Genomic DNA, 16196 nt, shown 5'->3' on the forward strand with positions numbered 1-16196 from the left:
TTTACTCCTTATTAAGCTCGGTCAGTTCAGTGTGATTTTTGAACCTTGGATTTTGTGAACTTTTTCAGCACGACTTGAGATGTGTGTCGCCTTCGTCATAATGCGACCATCATTGCCACTGAACTTAGTTGCGACCTCGCCAGATCTAATCGTGACTTCTTCTTTGCCTTCCAGAACAACACGTTTGGCTTTAATGACAAACTCTTGTTGCTCAGCTAGCGAGAGGTAAATGTCTGTTAGTACAGGCACATCTATATCATCACCGACGAACTCAATTCGGCAATCAAGCTGATTGTCGATGGCCAAATGAATCTCTGAACGAGTGAAACCACGACCTAAAGCTGCCCAGACAGGTTGTCCGTAGGTATTCCCATAAAAATCGACTTTTACACGATTGCTTTCAGGGTGTACTTCTTTTACCCAGCCAATACGAACACTATGCTTTGAGGTTAAGGAGTCTGTAAAAGATCCGTGTATCATTAAAAAATCACATAACAATAGATGATTAAATCATTTTACTGATGAGGGGAAAGATTATGTAATGTTGAAAAAAATATGATTCCCTTCAATATGAATTGCACATGATTAGCTCTTAGCATTCATACAAGTAGATTTCGCCATCATTTCGAAATTTTAGGTAGTTTGTTTGTCTGGTTTCAGACTGTTGGCACTACCTCAATTATGTGATAGCTAGCTCAAAGAATTTGGAAAAATGGCTCCTAATACAACTACCGCTCAGGTCCCACATTAAAGATTTCGAAGAAGGGAAGCCGCCAATGTGACCGATACATCGCTTTGGGCTATACAAAAACAAAGATGGAACAAGGGTACTATCATGCATAATTACTAACGTTGTTCTCCCAATTACCTAAATAGTTCTTGATTTCACGGACTAGATTCTGACGTGATTCTAGGAAAGAGAGTATCAAGGCTAATCTGAGCATCCTAAACAAACGAAAAGTACAGTATCGTTGCAATTTCCAATCGATGAAATAGCTATCTATGAGTTTAGGTTGAATAACCGTAAGGTTGAGTTAAGACACTAGATACAGTAAACAATTTTAGTGTGTTGGTCTCTATTGAACATCGAGCTCACTTCAGTATTTAACCCTTAGTATTTAAATTAAATACTAATCGCCTTCTCTTAACGGGATATCAGCTGCTATGTAAACTAATGTGCTTAATTTGTAATGCCCCACTCGAAACCATCAACAACCAGGAGCTGATTGAGCCTAAGTAATTTTGGACAAAACCTCCTTAGGGTTAAAGATCTAACAGTCTGTTATCTAGAGTCGCATTTGCAAACAAAAGCTTATAGGGGATTGCTTAGATCAATTTAGAGCATATCTTAGTGTGAATCAGAGCTGATAATTCCGAACTAGATAGCAAATTATTCAATCAGTTGGTTATCATGCTTGAAAGGATGAATTGAATTGGCTTATTCGCTTGTATATTAATAAAGTTTTTAATGTCGGTGGTGCTTGGGAAGCGTTGCGGGAAAACAACGCAACCGAGTTGTCAGAGTTGCAAGTAGCTTTAGCTAACTTGGGGGATGTCGACTCTATCATAAACATGAGAGATTGTGTTTTAAACAAACTGCACGAAATGGAGTGGCGGTGTCGGAACTATTCGGGAGGAGGAGCAGCTAGTTTCAAGGAATTCAAAGCCGTTCCATCTAAACCGAAGATGATCCAGATGGTAGCTTTGAAAGGTGAGGTTGCAATAGATATTGGAATGAATATGCCTACAAGCTTAGATAGTTGGGTAACGTTTAGGTCTAAATCAGCATCTTCTTTGGGCCTCATTCCTGTTTTAATAATGCCCTTGGATATTGGAGAGAGCAGCTCTTTCCGTATGAGTTTCGACTATGTGGTTCAGCGGATACAGTATCTTGATATTGTTGAAGGAAATAGCTTTCTGATTCTAGGCTGTTCTTATGGTTACTCTGATATTGAGGTTATCGATTCAGATAAGGTCATCCGTAGAACCATCACATTTGAACCTCACCAGATACAAGCCGGTGTGGGGCTGCTTTCTTACTTTAGTGAAGTGCTTAAACATAAGTGCTCGGAAGCGAATAGCAAAGTTTCCATTGAGCAAGATGGTGAGAAAGTTAGGCTTAGGATTAAGTCTGATGCAGGTACTGAGCAGAAGGTTGAAGCTTTACTTAATGAGTATGGTGAAGTCCTCAATGGTACTCGTCAGCCAGAGCAACTCATGACAGACCAAGTTCAATTGCTGTCGCTTCAAAATAAGTTGGATATGGCAGCTATGGAAGTGAAGCACCAACAGAGTGTTCTGGCGCTAACCAAGTCTAATTATGACCAACGAATCTTTAGCCTAGAAGAGCAGATTGCTGATCTTAAACACATGCTATGTGAGAGCATAACTTCACATCGGGTTGCTCAAGATCAGGTGTCTAAGCTGATAGATAAATATGGTAGCAATAGTGCTGTTGAATTAGAGTTGTTAGGTTTAGCAAAGAAGCTCGATGAGCGTGCGGCGGATGTTCAGAAAGAAGAATTAGAGCGAATAGTTAAACAGCTCCATATGGATAATCCGAAACTAGCAGCTGAGTTTCTCTCGTTGCTAAAGGGACCTCTTGAAGGGGTTGCAGGCAATATCATCTATTCTTGGTTGCCACAGTTGGGCAGTATCATTGGAATGGCTATTCGCTAACAAGAAACAAAGTGCCTCTCTGTTCAGAGGCACTTTGTTTATTTACTGCTGCCAAATTGGTGCTGTTGCTGCATCATAGAATTCTATTTCTATATCACGGACAAGAAATCTATCTGCATTCGCCATTGCCTCTCGGTTCCATTCTTGATTTTTATCACCGAAGATACTGATGAAAACCTTGTTCACTCTGCTTTTATTAATCTGGTTGAATATATGACGGTCATTCTCTGCTATTGAATGACCATGAATGTAGAGTGTACCTCGCAGCTCACCTAATGCTTGATAGCAAGCATTTAGATATGGACTATGTTTAATTTTCTCGAGCTTCTTTTGATGAGTGGGTTCAGATACAAACAGGGGAAATTCTCCTGCATCTAGCCATCGCCTTACTTGGTCAACGATCGCATCCCAATCCTCTTGGTCGTAGACTCGTTTATAAATACCTTGCTCGTTATTATAGAGGTGGAGACCACCATGCAGAAAATGTAAGTTTTGCGTGCGCTCTTGCCATTCATTCCCATTAAAGCCATCTTTCATTCCACATCGTCGATCTGGTCTAAATGGAGGTAGATTCCATTTGTTTACGGCCCAATACAAAAGCAGGTCGAAATTGAGAGAGAATATATTAGAAAAGCGGGTAAGGAATCTTCTGGTAGAGATAAACCTATCATCAGTAATCGAGCTAGGTCGATGAGGGTGGGTATTAGCTATCACCTCTATTAGCGAGTCTTTTAACTGTTCTTGATCATCTTGAATCTGTTCGATGATACCCCTGTTTACGCCATAAGTTTTGCAGACTTGCTCTGCTGATTGAAGCGCATGCATCACTTTTTCAAAGTCAAAAGTATCGAAACGGTCAAACACTTCTCTCAGCTCACGGTCGCTATCTCTAAAGTTGGCTTCATCAAACAAGTTTTCATAGTTAAATGTTCTATTGCTCCATGCTCTAGAAAAACCATTTGCAAGTAGTATTGATGGCTGTTCCCCTAGTTCTAACTGTTCTAGGGTATCTTCAAAAGTTTGTAGTGGCACCGACGTATCTCTTGTGTGTTTTATGCAACTCTATTCTTTTACAACAATCCGGTCTATATAACGCAATCACACAAGAGACAAAAACGTTCTGTAATGCTCTCTGACAGTGTTAAGCAACAGCGACCATCTAACAGTCGACGTAGATGCGTGTAATTCAGATAACTTTTGTAGGATAAATATGTGTTAATAGGATGTATATGAAACCAACAATGGAGCAGGGTTTTGTTAGCTAATATTGCGCTGATAAGCCTTGGATAAAAACGAGCCAAGAACAGAAGCTAGCTGTAGCTGTGACGTGCAGCTACAGAAAAGCTCCATAATGTGATAGTTTTGAAATTTTCCGCCATGTTCTCAGTCTTTGGTGTTCACCGACAGTTACTTCTTGCTTGTACGCCACTTGCGCTCCGTTTAAAAACTGTCTCGATCAGCACTACAAAGCTCTATAGGTGGCTACTTATGTTGAAGGCACTTATGGGACTGAGAGGTGCCGTGTATATTCTGACTAAGCTTCAAACTCTTTTGCTACAACGTCCAAGAGTTCTTGGGAGGGAGTAATTCGTTGCTCAAAGTCCGTTCGAACGATGCGTTTACTCTTTTCCTGCCAAAATAAGTCAAACTGTAGTGTTCTTTTCTGAGTCAATTCGCCAAGCGAAACTAGTAGCTGTACCTTAGAGAGCGTAACTAAACTCAAATCTCTGCGTATCACTTCATTAAGGAGTAGATCCCTAGCTTCATCTGAGTTCCATAGGGAGCACATCTTATTACCCATTATGGCGATGTAGGCGATCCCCTTATGTGAGACAACACCATATTTTTCTGAAGTGACCCGATTACTGTTAGGATGCACGTAAAAAATATCTTTAAGCATATATTCCCGTCTATGTTTTGTTCGATCATCATGATAGTACGCCTCTAGGGGCGTACTATCAAGTGAATTGCCTAGTTTATAGACAGAGCAAATTTCACTATATGTTTCTGAGTATCGTTTAACTGCATCACTTACAGTACTTTTAGACACATCGTGCTTATGCCTCGCATCTGTTTGAGTTAGCCCATGTAAAAGGACATCTTCAGCCGCCAGAAAAGCTCTTGAAGCAGTATTGGCTCTGGTTAGTTTGGCTATTAAGTAAAGTTCTTCTTTAGTCATTTCTACCTAACTTTTTATGGTTGAAACTCCAGAAGCCTTGGTTGAGGGATCTCTTTGATTTTTGTACCGTACTTCACTTCATTTTCATTGTCAGAATTTAAACGCCATACAATAGTACCTTTAAAAAATATCAAAAAAATCACGTCATGCATTTGCCTGTGTTCAGCTATTTCCCAAAGTAACTGGTGGCATTGATTAAAAAGTGAGTCAAAATTTTGCCTGAATAGATAATCGTAGATATTTAGAAGTTCACCTATATCTTTATCTTTAATGCGCTCAAAAAGTCCCATTTCGACATGTGCTTGATGTTTATATATCTTAGCGCGACATACGTTATACTCACTTTGATCTGATTGTATTGCTTTATTGAGATTATTAATCTTCTCACTATGTGTACGTTCTCGATTAATAGTGAACAAAATGTTATTTGCCGCTGTGAAGTGACCGAACTTTCTTGCTTTTTTCTCTAATTTAACTAGGGTTTGGAAACGAAGGTCAGATGGTTTGCGCTTTGCAAGTAGAGCCTCTGTTACAATGTTCTCGACAGACTGCTTGTGGAAGTCATTTTTTCGCGATTTTGCGAGCTTAATTGCCATATCCAAGTCCGTTTTTTCAAGCAGGTATAACCTTTCTCTATAGATCATATCCTGTGTTCGTTTATCCGACTCTGGGCATAACGCTTCGCATAAATCTAAATACTTCTTTGCTTCATCATAGTTGGCTTTCATTCTATACGCACTGGACATTAGAGCATAATAGCGATGCAATTGGTCACTATCGACCTCTTTAATCACACTCAATAAACTATCTACAGCTGTAATTGTTTCAGTGAAGCGAGATGTACTTTTAAGTAAATACACATACGCTCCGCATAGAGAACATAACTTATTCATTCTTCTTAATGCCGGCTCTGTTGGCTCTCCAGTCATTTCAGCATTACGAATATTATCTCGACACTCTTCGAACGCGTTGCGAAGCAGGGTGCAGGTATTATCTTCTTCAGTATTGTACCCAGACTGTGAGATTTTTCGATTGATAGAGCTGAGCTTTACACCCCTTTTAGTTCGGGTGAGAGTAACATTCAAATACTCGTTTGATATTCTCAATACCTCTGAACGTGTCATTTTACTCAGCATATAGTCTTTGATAATAGGGTTAATTTTGACTAACTTTGAGTCCTTATCTAATTGCACTGTTGTGGCAAGTTCTAGTCTAATGAGCTCCATTGTATGCCTAGCATGCAGGCCTGTTCCCATTTCAGCTTTACGAATGTTGGTCAACGTTTCTCCATTCTTGAGAACGGCAAGAATTTTGAGATATCTTAATACTGGCTCTTTTGACGGTTCATCGAATAACAAGTTGATCTGATTCATCGTGGTTTTAGGAATGTGCTCCGAGTGAAACGCATCATTGAACATCTCGACATCTGAAAGAACTTCTTCAACAGAGCTAACACTTAAGTAGTCCATTATTAGTTCCAGTTTCTCCACCACTCCTTCCGAGTGTTCGTATATCTGAGAGATTTGTGCATGTGTAAAGCAGTGCTTGTCAAATCGATTGTCTAAAATAAGCTGAGTATCATTCCTATCCAGTTTTTTTAGTTCAACTTTCACCTTACCAAACTGTTTAATGTCAACGCTTGATGTGTAGATAAAAAATACATTCTTGCGTATAACATTAAGATTCTTTGGAAGGTTAAACAAATACATCAAAGCTTCCGCATCCATGTCACTACGAATTTTATCGAAGATAATGAAATGGACATCATCTTCACGTAGGTTAAGTAGGTAAGAAAGCTGAGACAGAGGTTGACCCGAATCCATAAGAACTTGATGGTCAATTTGTGCTTGAGAAATCACCTCTGAGCAGTTCACTCTAACGCAGTGAGTGTCTTTACCTGACACTGCGTTCATTAGCGAATAGATAAAGTCATATACACCAAACCCCAATGGTGACCTTACGAACAATGAGTTGTGTTTTGTCAACTTTTGTATTGACTTGTTTCTGGTTCGTCCACGAATTTGGCTATTGTAATGTCGCTCTGGAATGCTGTAGTAGTTAATCGTTTCTAAACGTTTTTGTTCGATGTCACGTTGCTCAATTTGTCTTTTTTTTATTGCACTGACCTGTGCCAAGGTCGCGAACACCTTATTGCAATCGATCCCCTTAAATAGCTGTATTCGACCTCGGCTCATACCATCGTTCAGACTATTTAATAACGGGGCTTCTCTTTGTTCTATAACTGCGTTATTGCCTTCGTAAAAACACCATAGGATGTTGTAGTTCAACTGAGTGTTGATAACTGCGGATGCCAAAGAGCGAGTAAAACTATCTTCCCATCCACCATACCCCATAACCACCAAACTTTGATTACCAATTAGGTTTTGCAATGATGTTTCAATACGGTCTCTATTTGATTGCAATTGATTCGTCGTATGCATTGAGTCGCCACGCTCCCAGCTACCATGCAAATGATAAATATTGATGTTGTCGTTCACATCGTTTGGGAGCTGAGTATCTGCCACAACGCTAAAAGAGTTGAACTGAATTTCTTGATTCCTGAACTCCTCTTCAAGTAGCGTATCAAAGTTGGTTGTAATGATGTTGTTCACTACGATATTACCGTTTTTGATACTAGCAACGAAGTCTTTGATTGCTTTAGGTATACGATGTCTGCCGTTTTCGTCGATATTACTTTTCACTACTCGTTTAATGATTTCATTTACCGACTCTTGACCACATAACCCAGCTATTAGACTAAAAGCTTGTTGGTATCTATCCTGTTCTGAAAAGCCTTGTGCTTCTTCGAAATAGAGCTCATCAACCCCTTGCTCAATTGCATATTCTTCAATAAATTCAAGAACGTCTCCAACATTTGGAATGCCGACTCCATCAGTTATTTGACTTAGTGCTGCACCAAACAAAAAAGTAGCTCCCTTACTACTATTTTTGATTCTTATGTTTAGGATACGTTCATCGTAAAAGCTAATTGACATGTATTGCTATTGCTCCCGATAATTTGTTTTGTGGTTATTTATATTTCTTTGGGTGTTATACATAGTTATTGGCAATTCATTTATAGCATCATCATGATACTGGCTCAGTCAGTAGCTCACTCTAATGATGCAAGCTTTTTGATTAGTGCTATTTCACTGTTTCAATAACGAGTGGGTAAATTTGATGAAGAGTAGGATGTCCAAAGATGGGTTCGTGTGGGGCAACCCTGTTCCTCAACGCGAATAGCCACCAAGTCAATAGACACGGTTTAATTTGGCAATTAATCAACTAGGTACATATTGATTCATCATCAATATTTGGTCAAATACAGGCGAATGAAGCTGTGATGAACAGTAACTCTCTGTGATCAAGATGGTACGTTTTATTCGTTTTTATGAATATCCATTCATTGCGATAGATAAGGAAGCGAGATTGAAGAGGTGGTATAAGTACTTGTTCGACTAAATACAAAAATTAACAACTTGCTTTTTCGCTAACGCCTGAAGTGATGCGTTCCACTAACTCTGACAATATTACAAGCCTTTAATTGACAACATTTCTTGATTAGATTCGATATTAGGAATATGCCAGAGTTCGAACGTAAAGTACTCGATTCGCTGCGTGAGCCATTGGAGTCTGGAGAGATCATCATTTCTCGCGCTCAGGGTAAAACTCGTTTTCCTGCTCGTTTCCAGCTGGTAGGGGCTCTCAACCCTAGCCCAACGGGCTACTATGAAGGTAGTCAGTCGAGAGTCAATCCACAAACCATTTTACGTTATCTGAGTCGACTATCTGGTCCTTTATTGGACCGCTTTGACATGTCTTTAGAAATTCCCGCTCTACCTAAAGGAACGTTAGCCGAAGGCGGTGATCGGGGAGAACCAACGGCAGTCGTCAGGCAGAGAGTTCTTAAGGCTCGGGTTTGTATGCTGAAACGTTCGAATAAGGTTAATGCGTTGCTAGGTAGCCGTGAGATTGAAAACTATTGCCCACTTCAAAAGGAAGACGCACAGTTTCTAGAAACTGCTTTGCATCGGCTTGGGCTATCGATACGGGCCTACCATAGAATTATAAAAGTCGCGCGCACTATTGCGGACTTAGATGGTCAGTCACAGATTGCTCGGCATCATATTGCTGAAGCCTTAGGTTATCGGGCGATGGATCGCCTGCTTAAACAACTGGCTGCGCAAGCGGTATAAAAAAGCCCGCATAAGCGGGCTATCTCTGTATTTAGAACTGGTAGCTCATCCCCACAGAGACTAGATACTGATCTTCATCGTAGAAGTCGATGTTGGCGTCCGTTTTGGAATAGCCAGCTAGTGATATCAAAGACCAGTTTTTCCAGCCCATAAAGTCTTGATACTCATAGGCCGCGAAGAGGCTAAGTTCATCTTCATCACGTGTTTGACTATATATTGGGTTTTCCGCATCGTAAGAGCGATTGGTGTATCCAGCCGTTAAGGCTAACTGATGGCGATTCAGAATATGGAAGTAACTTAGCTCACCTCCTATTGAATCTAGAGAGTTAGCATCACCATTGGCATCCGTTGTGATGTAAGTAATCGATGGTTGTAAGAAAGAAGTCCGGGTCAGTGGCAGACGGTAGTCACCTTTTAAGTAAATCGATGTCGCATCGCGCTGAAGTGCATTTCGCTCAGTGGTGGTTAATGAAGTATCACTAACGCCAGACTGCTCATCTTCAATATCGCGAGTTGCGTACGCAGTATCGAGACTGAAGTTAGAGCCCATAATGTTTTTGAACTTAAGACGAAATGCATTGCCTGTTTCGTCTGTGGTTTGACGTTCCTGACCAGTTAAAAATGGATCAGACCAAGTTTCACCCGACATAATGGTTGGCAGGAAAGAGGCATCAATCACCATGCCAGAGGCGAGCTGCTGCTTATAACCCAGTTCTAACGCTAGGGTACCGACTGCAATATCTTCACGGGCCATACCAACGTAAAATTGTTTGTCTAAATTTGTCCCAAAGGTATAGGCGAGATTACCCAATGGCAACACCAAAGAGCCACTGTCCGAAGATGCGGTTTGATTCACATCATTGATGGTTTTGTCGCCATCAGTATTAAAGTTTGAAGTAGTAGAGGCAAATCCAGCGCTGAGTGACACTCCACCACTCAATCCTGCGTGTTCTGATAGCTGGGCCATCGTTGGAAGAGCAACGAGGGACAGAGCTATTAGAGAGAGTTTGGATTTCATTGAGGGTCTCCTTGTTATGAACCTTTTGACATTTAATAAGTGGCTGTCGAACTAATCTGACCATCATTAGAGTGATTCCAATGTGGTTATGGCCTTGTATAATTACACGCTGTTTTATTATTCATAAATGAAACGTTATAAATTCTATCTGGGATCTCATTAAAAGCGTTATGTTTGCATACCTACTCCTTGTTTTGAATGTGGCTTTGGTCATCCTTAACTCAGCTTTCTGTTCACTCGTTATTTGTACCATTGCTTTGATTAAAGTCGTATTACCAACCGGTAAATGGCAAGCAAAAGGCACCGTAATGGCGAATCGAGTAATGTGGTTATGGGCGACCATCAACTCAGGCATTCTTTCTTTATCCAATCATGTTGAGTGGGATGTGGAAGGTGGTGAAAGCCTGAGAAAAGATGGTTGGTATTTACTGATCAGTAATCACTTAAGCTGGACTGATATCGTTGTATTGTGTTGCGTGTTTAAAGACCGCATTCCTATGCCGAAGTTTTTCCTTAAGCAACAATTACTGTATGTCCCATTTATAGGAATGGCTTGTTGGGCGCTGGATATGCCATTTATGCGCCGCTATTCCCGTGAGTACTTGATTCGCCATCCAGAAAAAAGGGGGCATGATTTAGCCACCACGCGTCGCTCTTGTGCCAAGTTCCAACATACACCGACGACGGTGGTGAACTATGTTGAAGGCACACGCTTTACCGAGCAGAAGCAAAAAAAAAGTAAGGCGGGTTATCAACATCTTCTGCAGCCTAAGAGTGGTGGTATTGCCTACACACTAGCGGCAATGGGTGAGCAGTTTGATAATATTATTGATGTCACCTTGGCATACCCAGAAAACACCGACAAACCTTTTCGCGATATGCTGATGGGGCGAATGACCAAGATTGTTGTGCGCACTAAGGTGTTATCTGTTGATGACAGTGTACGTGGAGATTACTTTAATGATAAGCCTTATAAGCGCCAGTTTCAGCAGTGGTTGGGAAAGGTATGGCAGGAAAAAGATGAACTGCTAAAAGAGATTTATCAAGATAAGTAGCGCCTAACTATATAAAAGCAGGGAGCCTTGGCCCCCTGTGAGAATCAAAGTATTACTTCTGAGTTAGTAAGTAGTTGACCAGTTCAAAGTATTCATCAATCGTTTCGATACTCTGTGCTTGCACTAGGTACTTGTTATTGACGACTACCGCTGGAACGCCGGAAAGACCACTGTCCTTAAACTGCTTATCGAAGCGACGCACCATAGAGTCGACCGCAAAGCCTTTGAATGCGCCGTCAAATTTCTTCGCTTCAATGCCTTCATCTAAGAAAATCTGGCGTAGCTCTTCGTCATTTTTAGGTGCTTTACGCATGTTGTGGATGCGGTTAAACATCACAGGTACCATTTTGTCTTCCACTTTCAGTGCCACCATGGTCGCGTAGGCTTTGCTCATCGACTCGCCCATGCTGCCACCCATGAAAGATACGTGGTTTTTCTGGAACTTAGCGCCTTCTGGTAGCTGAGCTTTCAGTTGCTGGATGATTGGTTCAAAGGTATTACAGTGCGGACAAAAGAAAGAGAAGAACTCGGTTACCGTTGGCTTTTTTGAAGCCTCAAGATCAAGAACTTGATAATGCTCACCTTCTTTGAATTGAGCGGCATGAGCAGAAAGGCTCAGCATAACAGTTGCGACAAGTGCAAACAGCTTTTTCATTATTGACTCCATGTTTGTCATTTTGGCTTCTTACCACTGTGGCATCAGTGAGAGTGGTGGCTCACTCAATGCCGAAATTTGTTCTTTGAAAGCTAATACTTGGCTTTCCCAATATTTTGGGTCATCGAACCACGGGAAGGCGATAGGAAAAGCAGGATCCTGCCATCTTTTTGCCAACCATGCCATATAATGCACCATACGTAGACCGCGTAAAGGTTCAATTAGTTTCAATTCGTTAGTGTTAAAGTCATTAAATTCCTGATAGGCCTCTAAGATGATGTCCAACTGCATCAGTTTGTCTGCGCGTTCCCCGCTGAGTAGCATCCACAGATCTTGTATTGCTGGGCCACTGCGTGAGTCATCAAGGTCGACAAACATCGGGCCGTCACGCCAGAGAATGTTACCGGGATGACAATCACCATGAAGACGAATAATACTGGCTGAGTCATCCCAGTGCTGTTGTAGTGAGTCAATCAATAAGTCCAGATCATTGAAAAAGGCGTTCTCAAGATGAAATGGAATGAACGATGACTGCTGCAGAATCTTACGTGGTTGATGCAGGTATTCTTCGAGGCTGATAGTAGGTCGGTGCTGAAAGGGAGTTCGAGCGCCGACCTTATGAATTCGACCAAGAAAGCGCCCTACACCTTCGAGCTGTTCTAGGTTGTCTACTTCAAACTGGCGCCCGCCGACACTGGCGAATAAAGCAAATAGGTAGCCCTGATAGCGATGCAGTGTGTGGTTATTAATCTTAATTGGCGGGGCAACAGGAATATCGGCTTCAATCAGTTCCAGTGTAAAGTCGTGCTCTTCTTGGATTTGTTCTGAGCTCCAGCGCTCTGGACGGTAGAACTTCACCACATAGCGTTGGCGCTTTTCATCGGTAAACTGATAAACACGGTTTTCGTAACTGTTGAGTGGCAGAAAACCGGATTCAGCGCGAATGCCGATGCTTTCCAAGGCATACCACATAAAGTCAGGGGTGAGAGCATCAAAGTTAAAGGCTTGCTGGGTCATAAATAAAAAGGGCTCATTGCTGAGCCCTTTTCCATATTTTAGGTAGAGTGCCGTTAGAGCTTTTTAATAAAGCGGCTTTCTACTTCAATTGTAAAGTCTTCGCTATCGGACAGTATAAACTGAATTGTCGCAACAGGAGAGTTGAGATTGTCTGGATTGACGCCTAAGCTCATTGGTAGGTTGTATACTTCACCTGGTGATACATGAACGGTTTGCTTACCGTACCAAGAGACATCGGTAAGCCCTTTGACACCTAAGTTATATTCTTGGGTCTGCTGAGTTTTATTGATGATTTTCAGTGTGTAGGTGTTTTCGATTTCACCTGAACCATTTACACGAAACAGCTGGTTGCGATCACGCAGTACGCTTAGGCCTGCTGGGTCGACGGCAGCAATTTGCGCAAAGAAAAGACCTATCATGACTAGCAGCACGGCGCCATAACCAAGGAGCTTTGGTCGCATGACTTTGGTGTGTTTTCCTGATAAACGATGTTCAGTAGTGTAACTGATCAGGCCTTTTTCATAACCCATGCGCTCCATCGTATTGTCACAGGCATCAATACAGGCACCACAGTTGATGCACTCATATTGCAGACCATCACGAATATCGATACCGGTCGGACACACCTGAACACACAAGTTGCAGTCGATACAGTCGCCTAAACCAAGGGCTTTTGGGTCGGTTTTGCGTGGGCGAGGTCCACGTGATTCTCCTCGTTTTGTGTCGTAGCCGACGATAAAGGTATCTTTGTCAAACATCGCAGACTGGAAGCGCGCATACGGGCACATGTGCACACACATAATCGAGCGCATCCAACCGGCATTGGCATAGGTACAACCAGCGAAGAAGAGTACCCAGAACACGGGCCAGAAATCTGCGTTCCAGGTGAAGAACCCGAGGACGAGATCTTTGATCGGCACAAAGTAGCCAGTAAAAGTAAAGCCCGTAGCTAGCGCAATGGCCCACCATGCTAGGTGCTTTAACCCTTTGCGCATAGCGAGATTTGAGGTGAGTTTACCTGAGTCCTGTTTGCGGCGTTTATTGGCACTACCTTCCAGCTTCTCTTCAAACCAGATATACATGAAGGTCCAGACAGTTTGCGGACAGAGATAACCACACCAAACGCGGCCTAAAAATGTGGTGAGAAAGAACAGTCCGAACGCGGAGATCATAAATAGCAGTGCCAGCAAGGTCAGATCTTGCGGGTAAAGGGTGGTACCAAAGAAATTAAATTGCTGATTCGCTAGGTCGAGCAGGATCGCTTGGCGTTCCCCGTAAGGAATCCATGGCACCATCGCAAAGAGGACTAGTAGGAACCAACCTCCATAACGACGTAATTGCTGAAATGTTCCCTTACTCTCGCGTACGTAGATGCGGTTGCTTGGGTTAAACCTATCCCCTGTGTTTTTGTGTGTCTTAGGGTTAAAGGTTTTAGGAGTCACGTCTTTTATTTCAATTTTGTCCTGACTCATTACGCTTCCTTCTTGGGCTAAAGGCGAGATTTCTGAGTGATCTCGCTCTGTCGACTGTGCTCTTTAATATTTTAGTCTTTTCTTATGGACGGCGATTATATACGCAATCTCTTTTTTATTTCTTTAAGGCTATCAACCTTTAAGCACAAAGAGCAGTACAGTTTTATAAATAAATTGCCTAACAGTTTTATCCCTCTTAATGATTTGGATATAAAAAAGCGACCTTGCGGCCGCTGTTTTTAATGGGGTTATTCTATGATCCCGCGTGCTCTTAAGATTGCGGTTTTGAAGTCATCTTCTTGGTCTTTTTTCAGCCCTGGGATCATTTCATCTTTAGCGCTATTACGCATCTTAAGGTGGTAGATCAAAACATCATCAGTAAGGTCTTCCAGTTTGCCTTGGTAGCCCGCTTCTTGAGTTAACTTGACGATAAATTGCAGCAAATTCATTTGCTGATCTTTTTGCCACTCGGGTTCAAGTAACTCTAGTAGCTCTTCAATGCGATGACACTTCATCGGCTTTCTCCACATTTTTTATATTGGTATAGCATTAAAGGTATCAAATCAGGCAGACCAATACCACGGGGTAGGGCTGAAGAGAGGGAAAGGAGAAAAGAAAAAGCGCAGTGGAAACTGCGCTTTGTACCTATGCCGCCTTAGTGACTTTGGCTGGGGTCGATGACATTAACGTCGTCTTTTCCACTAAAGTCATTCCGGGCGCGAGTTTTTTTGTCGCTGGAGTAGTGACAAAGCCACTACGACGACGCATCGCACGATTTGTGTGCGACGTACACCTGACTGCTGTTGGGCGCATTAATTAACCTAACTGCCAGGCACATCCATTGCCGAACTTATGGCCTGATTAGCTATGAGTTATGCTTCATTGCTGAAGGGTGGCTCTTCTGGCTCACGCCAATCCAAGTAGCTAATCAGGAATAATGATATGAATTATGCATATCAGTGATTAGATTAGCACCATCCTATCCATTGATCGATATCTATTCGATCCTATCTGACTTCTATCACTACAATTATGTGAGAAGCGTAGTAGCAGTGAGACAGACGTGCAGATTAATATGATACCGTGTGATTATATTGATGGCTGCGTTTTGCCACGGAGGTGTGTATGTCGTTCTTTAAGAAAACCCTCGCAAGTTTTGGTATCGGCTCTGCAAAGGTCGATTCTGTACTACAGCAAGAAGTGTTATATCCAGGTGAAAAGGTCAACGTGACTGTCCATGTCTATGGTGGCTCGACAGCGCAGGAAATCGACAATATAGAGATGAAACTCTATTGTCGTTACATCAAAGAAGTACCAGCGAATCAGGGTAGGGATGACCATCATCGTGGCCATATGCGCCGCATGCCAACCAGTTACACTCTGGCTCACTGGACATTACCTTATGCGTTTACTATTGAGCCCGGAGAGAAGCGTGATTTCGAAGTCGAGTTGGATGTGCCATGGAATGCACCGGTCACCATTGGTGACTCTAAAGTATGGCTGGAAACAGGGCTCAATATTGCCCTAGCAAAGGATCCCAGTGACACTGATATTCTTACGGTGCGCCCTGATCCCTTATTAGACGGTATTTTCACGGCATTGGAAGAGCATGGGTTGCGTATTCGTCAGGTAGAGTGTGAAGCGGTAGAGGGATTTGAGCTACCTTTTGTTCAGGAGTTTGAGTTTGTTCCGACCACTGGGCCCTTTCATGGTCGTTGGCGCGAATTGGAAATGGTAGCGTATCGCAATAATGATGAGCTTCAGATGTGGTTTGAAATCGATCGTCATCGAGAAGGTGCCAAGGGAATGCTCGCCAGCTTATTAGGTGGTGGCCAGCTAAAACGCCAACTGACGATCTCCGTTCATACACCTGCTGATGAGGCTGGTCAGCAAGTTCTCAAATATCTCGATAGCCACTCTTAACG

13 protein-coding genes and 1 pseudogene are annotated in these 16196 nt (G+C 42.2%); 5 read left to right on the plus strand and 9 right to left on the minus strand.

Translation table 11 applies throughout. The features are described 5' to 3' along the window. Positions 1–21: 21 nt before the first annotated feature. Positions 22–480: a hypothetical protein gene (locus CTT30_RS00170; protein WP_252035641.1), complete on the minus strand. Its 459-nt coding sequence runs from the start codon at positions 478–480 to the stop codon at positions 22–24. A gap of 1260 nt (positions 481–1740) precedes the next feature. Between CTT30_RS00170 and CTT30_RS00175 the strand changes: the two genes are divergently transcribed. After that, positions 1741–2679 (plus strand): hypothetical protein, encoded by a 939-nt coding sequence (locus tag CTT30_RS00175; protein WP_252035643.1) that lies wholly within the window; start codon positions 1741–1743, stop codon positions 2677–2679. Positions 2680–2721: 42 nt separating this feature from the next. Here CTT30_RS00175 and CTT30_RS00180 read toward each other — a convergent pair whose 3' ends face one another. From CTT30_RS00180 to CTT30_RS00190, 3 genes are all read right to left on the minus strand, one after another. Then, entirely contained in the window at positions 2722–3711 is a 990-nt protein-coding gene (locus CTT30_RS00180; protein ID WP_252035645.1) for a DUF4917 family protein, read from the minus strand. Between the two features lie 502 nt (positions 3712–4213). Beyond that, positions 4214–4858: a hypothetical protein gene (locus CTT30_RS00185; RefSeq protein WP_252035647.1), complete on the minus strand. Its 645-nt coding sequence runs from the start codon at positions 4856–4858 to the stop codon at positions 4214–4216. Between the two features lie 14 nt (positions 4859–4872). After that, positions 4873–7854 (minus strand): SIR2 family protein, encoded by a 2982-nt coding sequence (locus CTT30_RS00190; RefSeq protein WP_252035649.1) that lies wholly within the window; start codon positions 7852–7854, stop codon positions 4873–4875. 585 nt (positions 7855–8439) lie between these two features. Between CTT30_RS00190 and CTT30_RS00195 the strand changes: the two are divergent. Further along, a pseudogene (locus CTT30_RS00195) lies at positions 8440–9054 on the plus strand (magnesium chelatase subunit ChlI family protein); the annotation flags it as partial. Positions 9055–9085: 31 nt separating this feature from the next. On the opposite strand, the gene CTT30_RS00200 reads toward CTT30_RS00195, so the two are convergent. Beyond that, positions 9086–10072 (minus strand): DUF2860 domain-containing protein, encoded by a 987-nt coding sequence (locus CTT30_RS00200; RefSeq protein ID WP_252035651.1) that lies wholly within the window; start codon positions 10070–10072, stop codon positions 9086–9088. Between the two features lie 170 nt (positions 10073–10242). On the opposite strand from CTT30_RS00200, the gene yihG reads away from it, so the two are divergent. Continuing rightward, positions 10243–11127, plus strand: a complete 885-nt coding sequence (yihG, locus tag CTT30_RS00205; protein WP_252035653.1) for a 1-acylglycerol-3-phosphate O-acyltransferase, YihG family — start codon at positions 10243–10245, stop codon at positions 11125–11127. A 52-nt stretch (positions 11128–11179) separates the two neighbouring features. On the opposite strand, the gene CTT30_RS00210 is transcribed toward yihG, so the two are convergent. The 4 genes from CTT30_RS00210 to CTT30_RS00225 all read right to left on the minus strand — a co-directional run bounded on the left by CTT30_RS00210 (position 11180) and on the right by CTT30_RS00225 (position 14786). After that, positions 11180–11782, minus strand: a complete 603-nt coding sequence (locus CTT30_RS00210) for a thiol:disulfide interchange protein DsbA/DsbL (RefSeq protein WP_239838830.1) — start codon at positions 11780–11782, stop codon at positions 11180–11182. A 30-nt stretch (positions 11783–11812) separates the two neighbouring features. Then, entirely contained in the window at positions 11813–12799 is a 987-nt protein-coding gene (locus CTT30_RS00215) for a serine/threonine protein kinase (protein WP_252035656.1), read from the minus strand. A gap of 53 nt (positions 12800–12852) precedes the next feature. Further along, complete coding sequence (gene ccoG / locus CTT30_RS00220; protein ID WP_252035658.1) at positions 12853–14271, minus strand: cytochrome c oxidase accessory protein CcoG; 1419 nt, start codon at positions 14269–14271, stop codon at positions 12853–12855. 248 nt (positions 14272–14519) lie between these two features. Continuing rightward, a complete protein-coding gene (locus CTT30_RS00225) occupies positions 14520–14786 on the minus strand; it encodes a YihD family protein (protein WP_239870760.1) in 267 nt (88 codons plus the stop codon). Between the two features lie 110 nt (positions 14787–14896). Between CTT30_RS00225 and CTT30_RS00230 the strand changes: the two genes are divergently transcribed. Further along, positions 14897–15091: a hypothetical protein gene (locus tag CTT30_RS00230; RefSeq protein WP_239838847.1), complete on the plus strand. Its 195-nt coding sequence runs from the start codon at positions 14897–14899 to the stop codon at positions 15089–15091. 305 nt (positions 15092–15396) lie between these two features. Beyond that, on the plus strand, positions 15397–16194 hold the full coding sequence (locus tag CTT30_RS00235; protein WP_252035660.1) for a sporulation protein: 798 nt from the start codon (positions 15397–15399) through the stop codon (positions 16192–16194). The last annotated feature ends 2 nt before the right edge of the window (positions 16195–16196 follow it).

Origin of the sequence: Vibrio coralliilyticus (assembly GCF_024449095.1) — a bacterium.
Classification (GTDB): Bacteria; Pseudomonadota; Gammaproteobacteria; order Enterobacterales; family Vibrionaceae; genus Vibrio; species Vibrio coralliilyticus_A.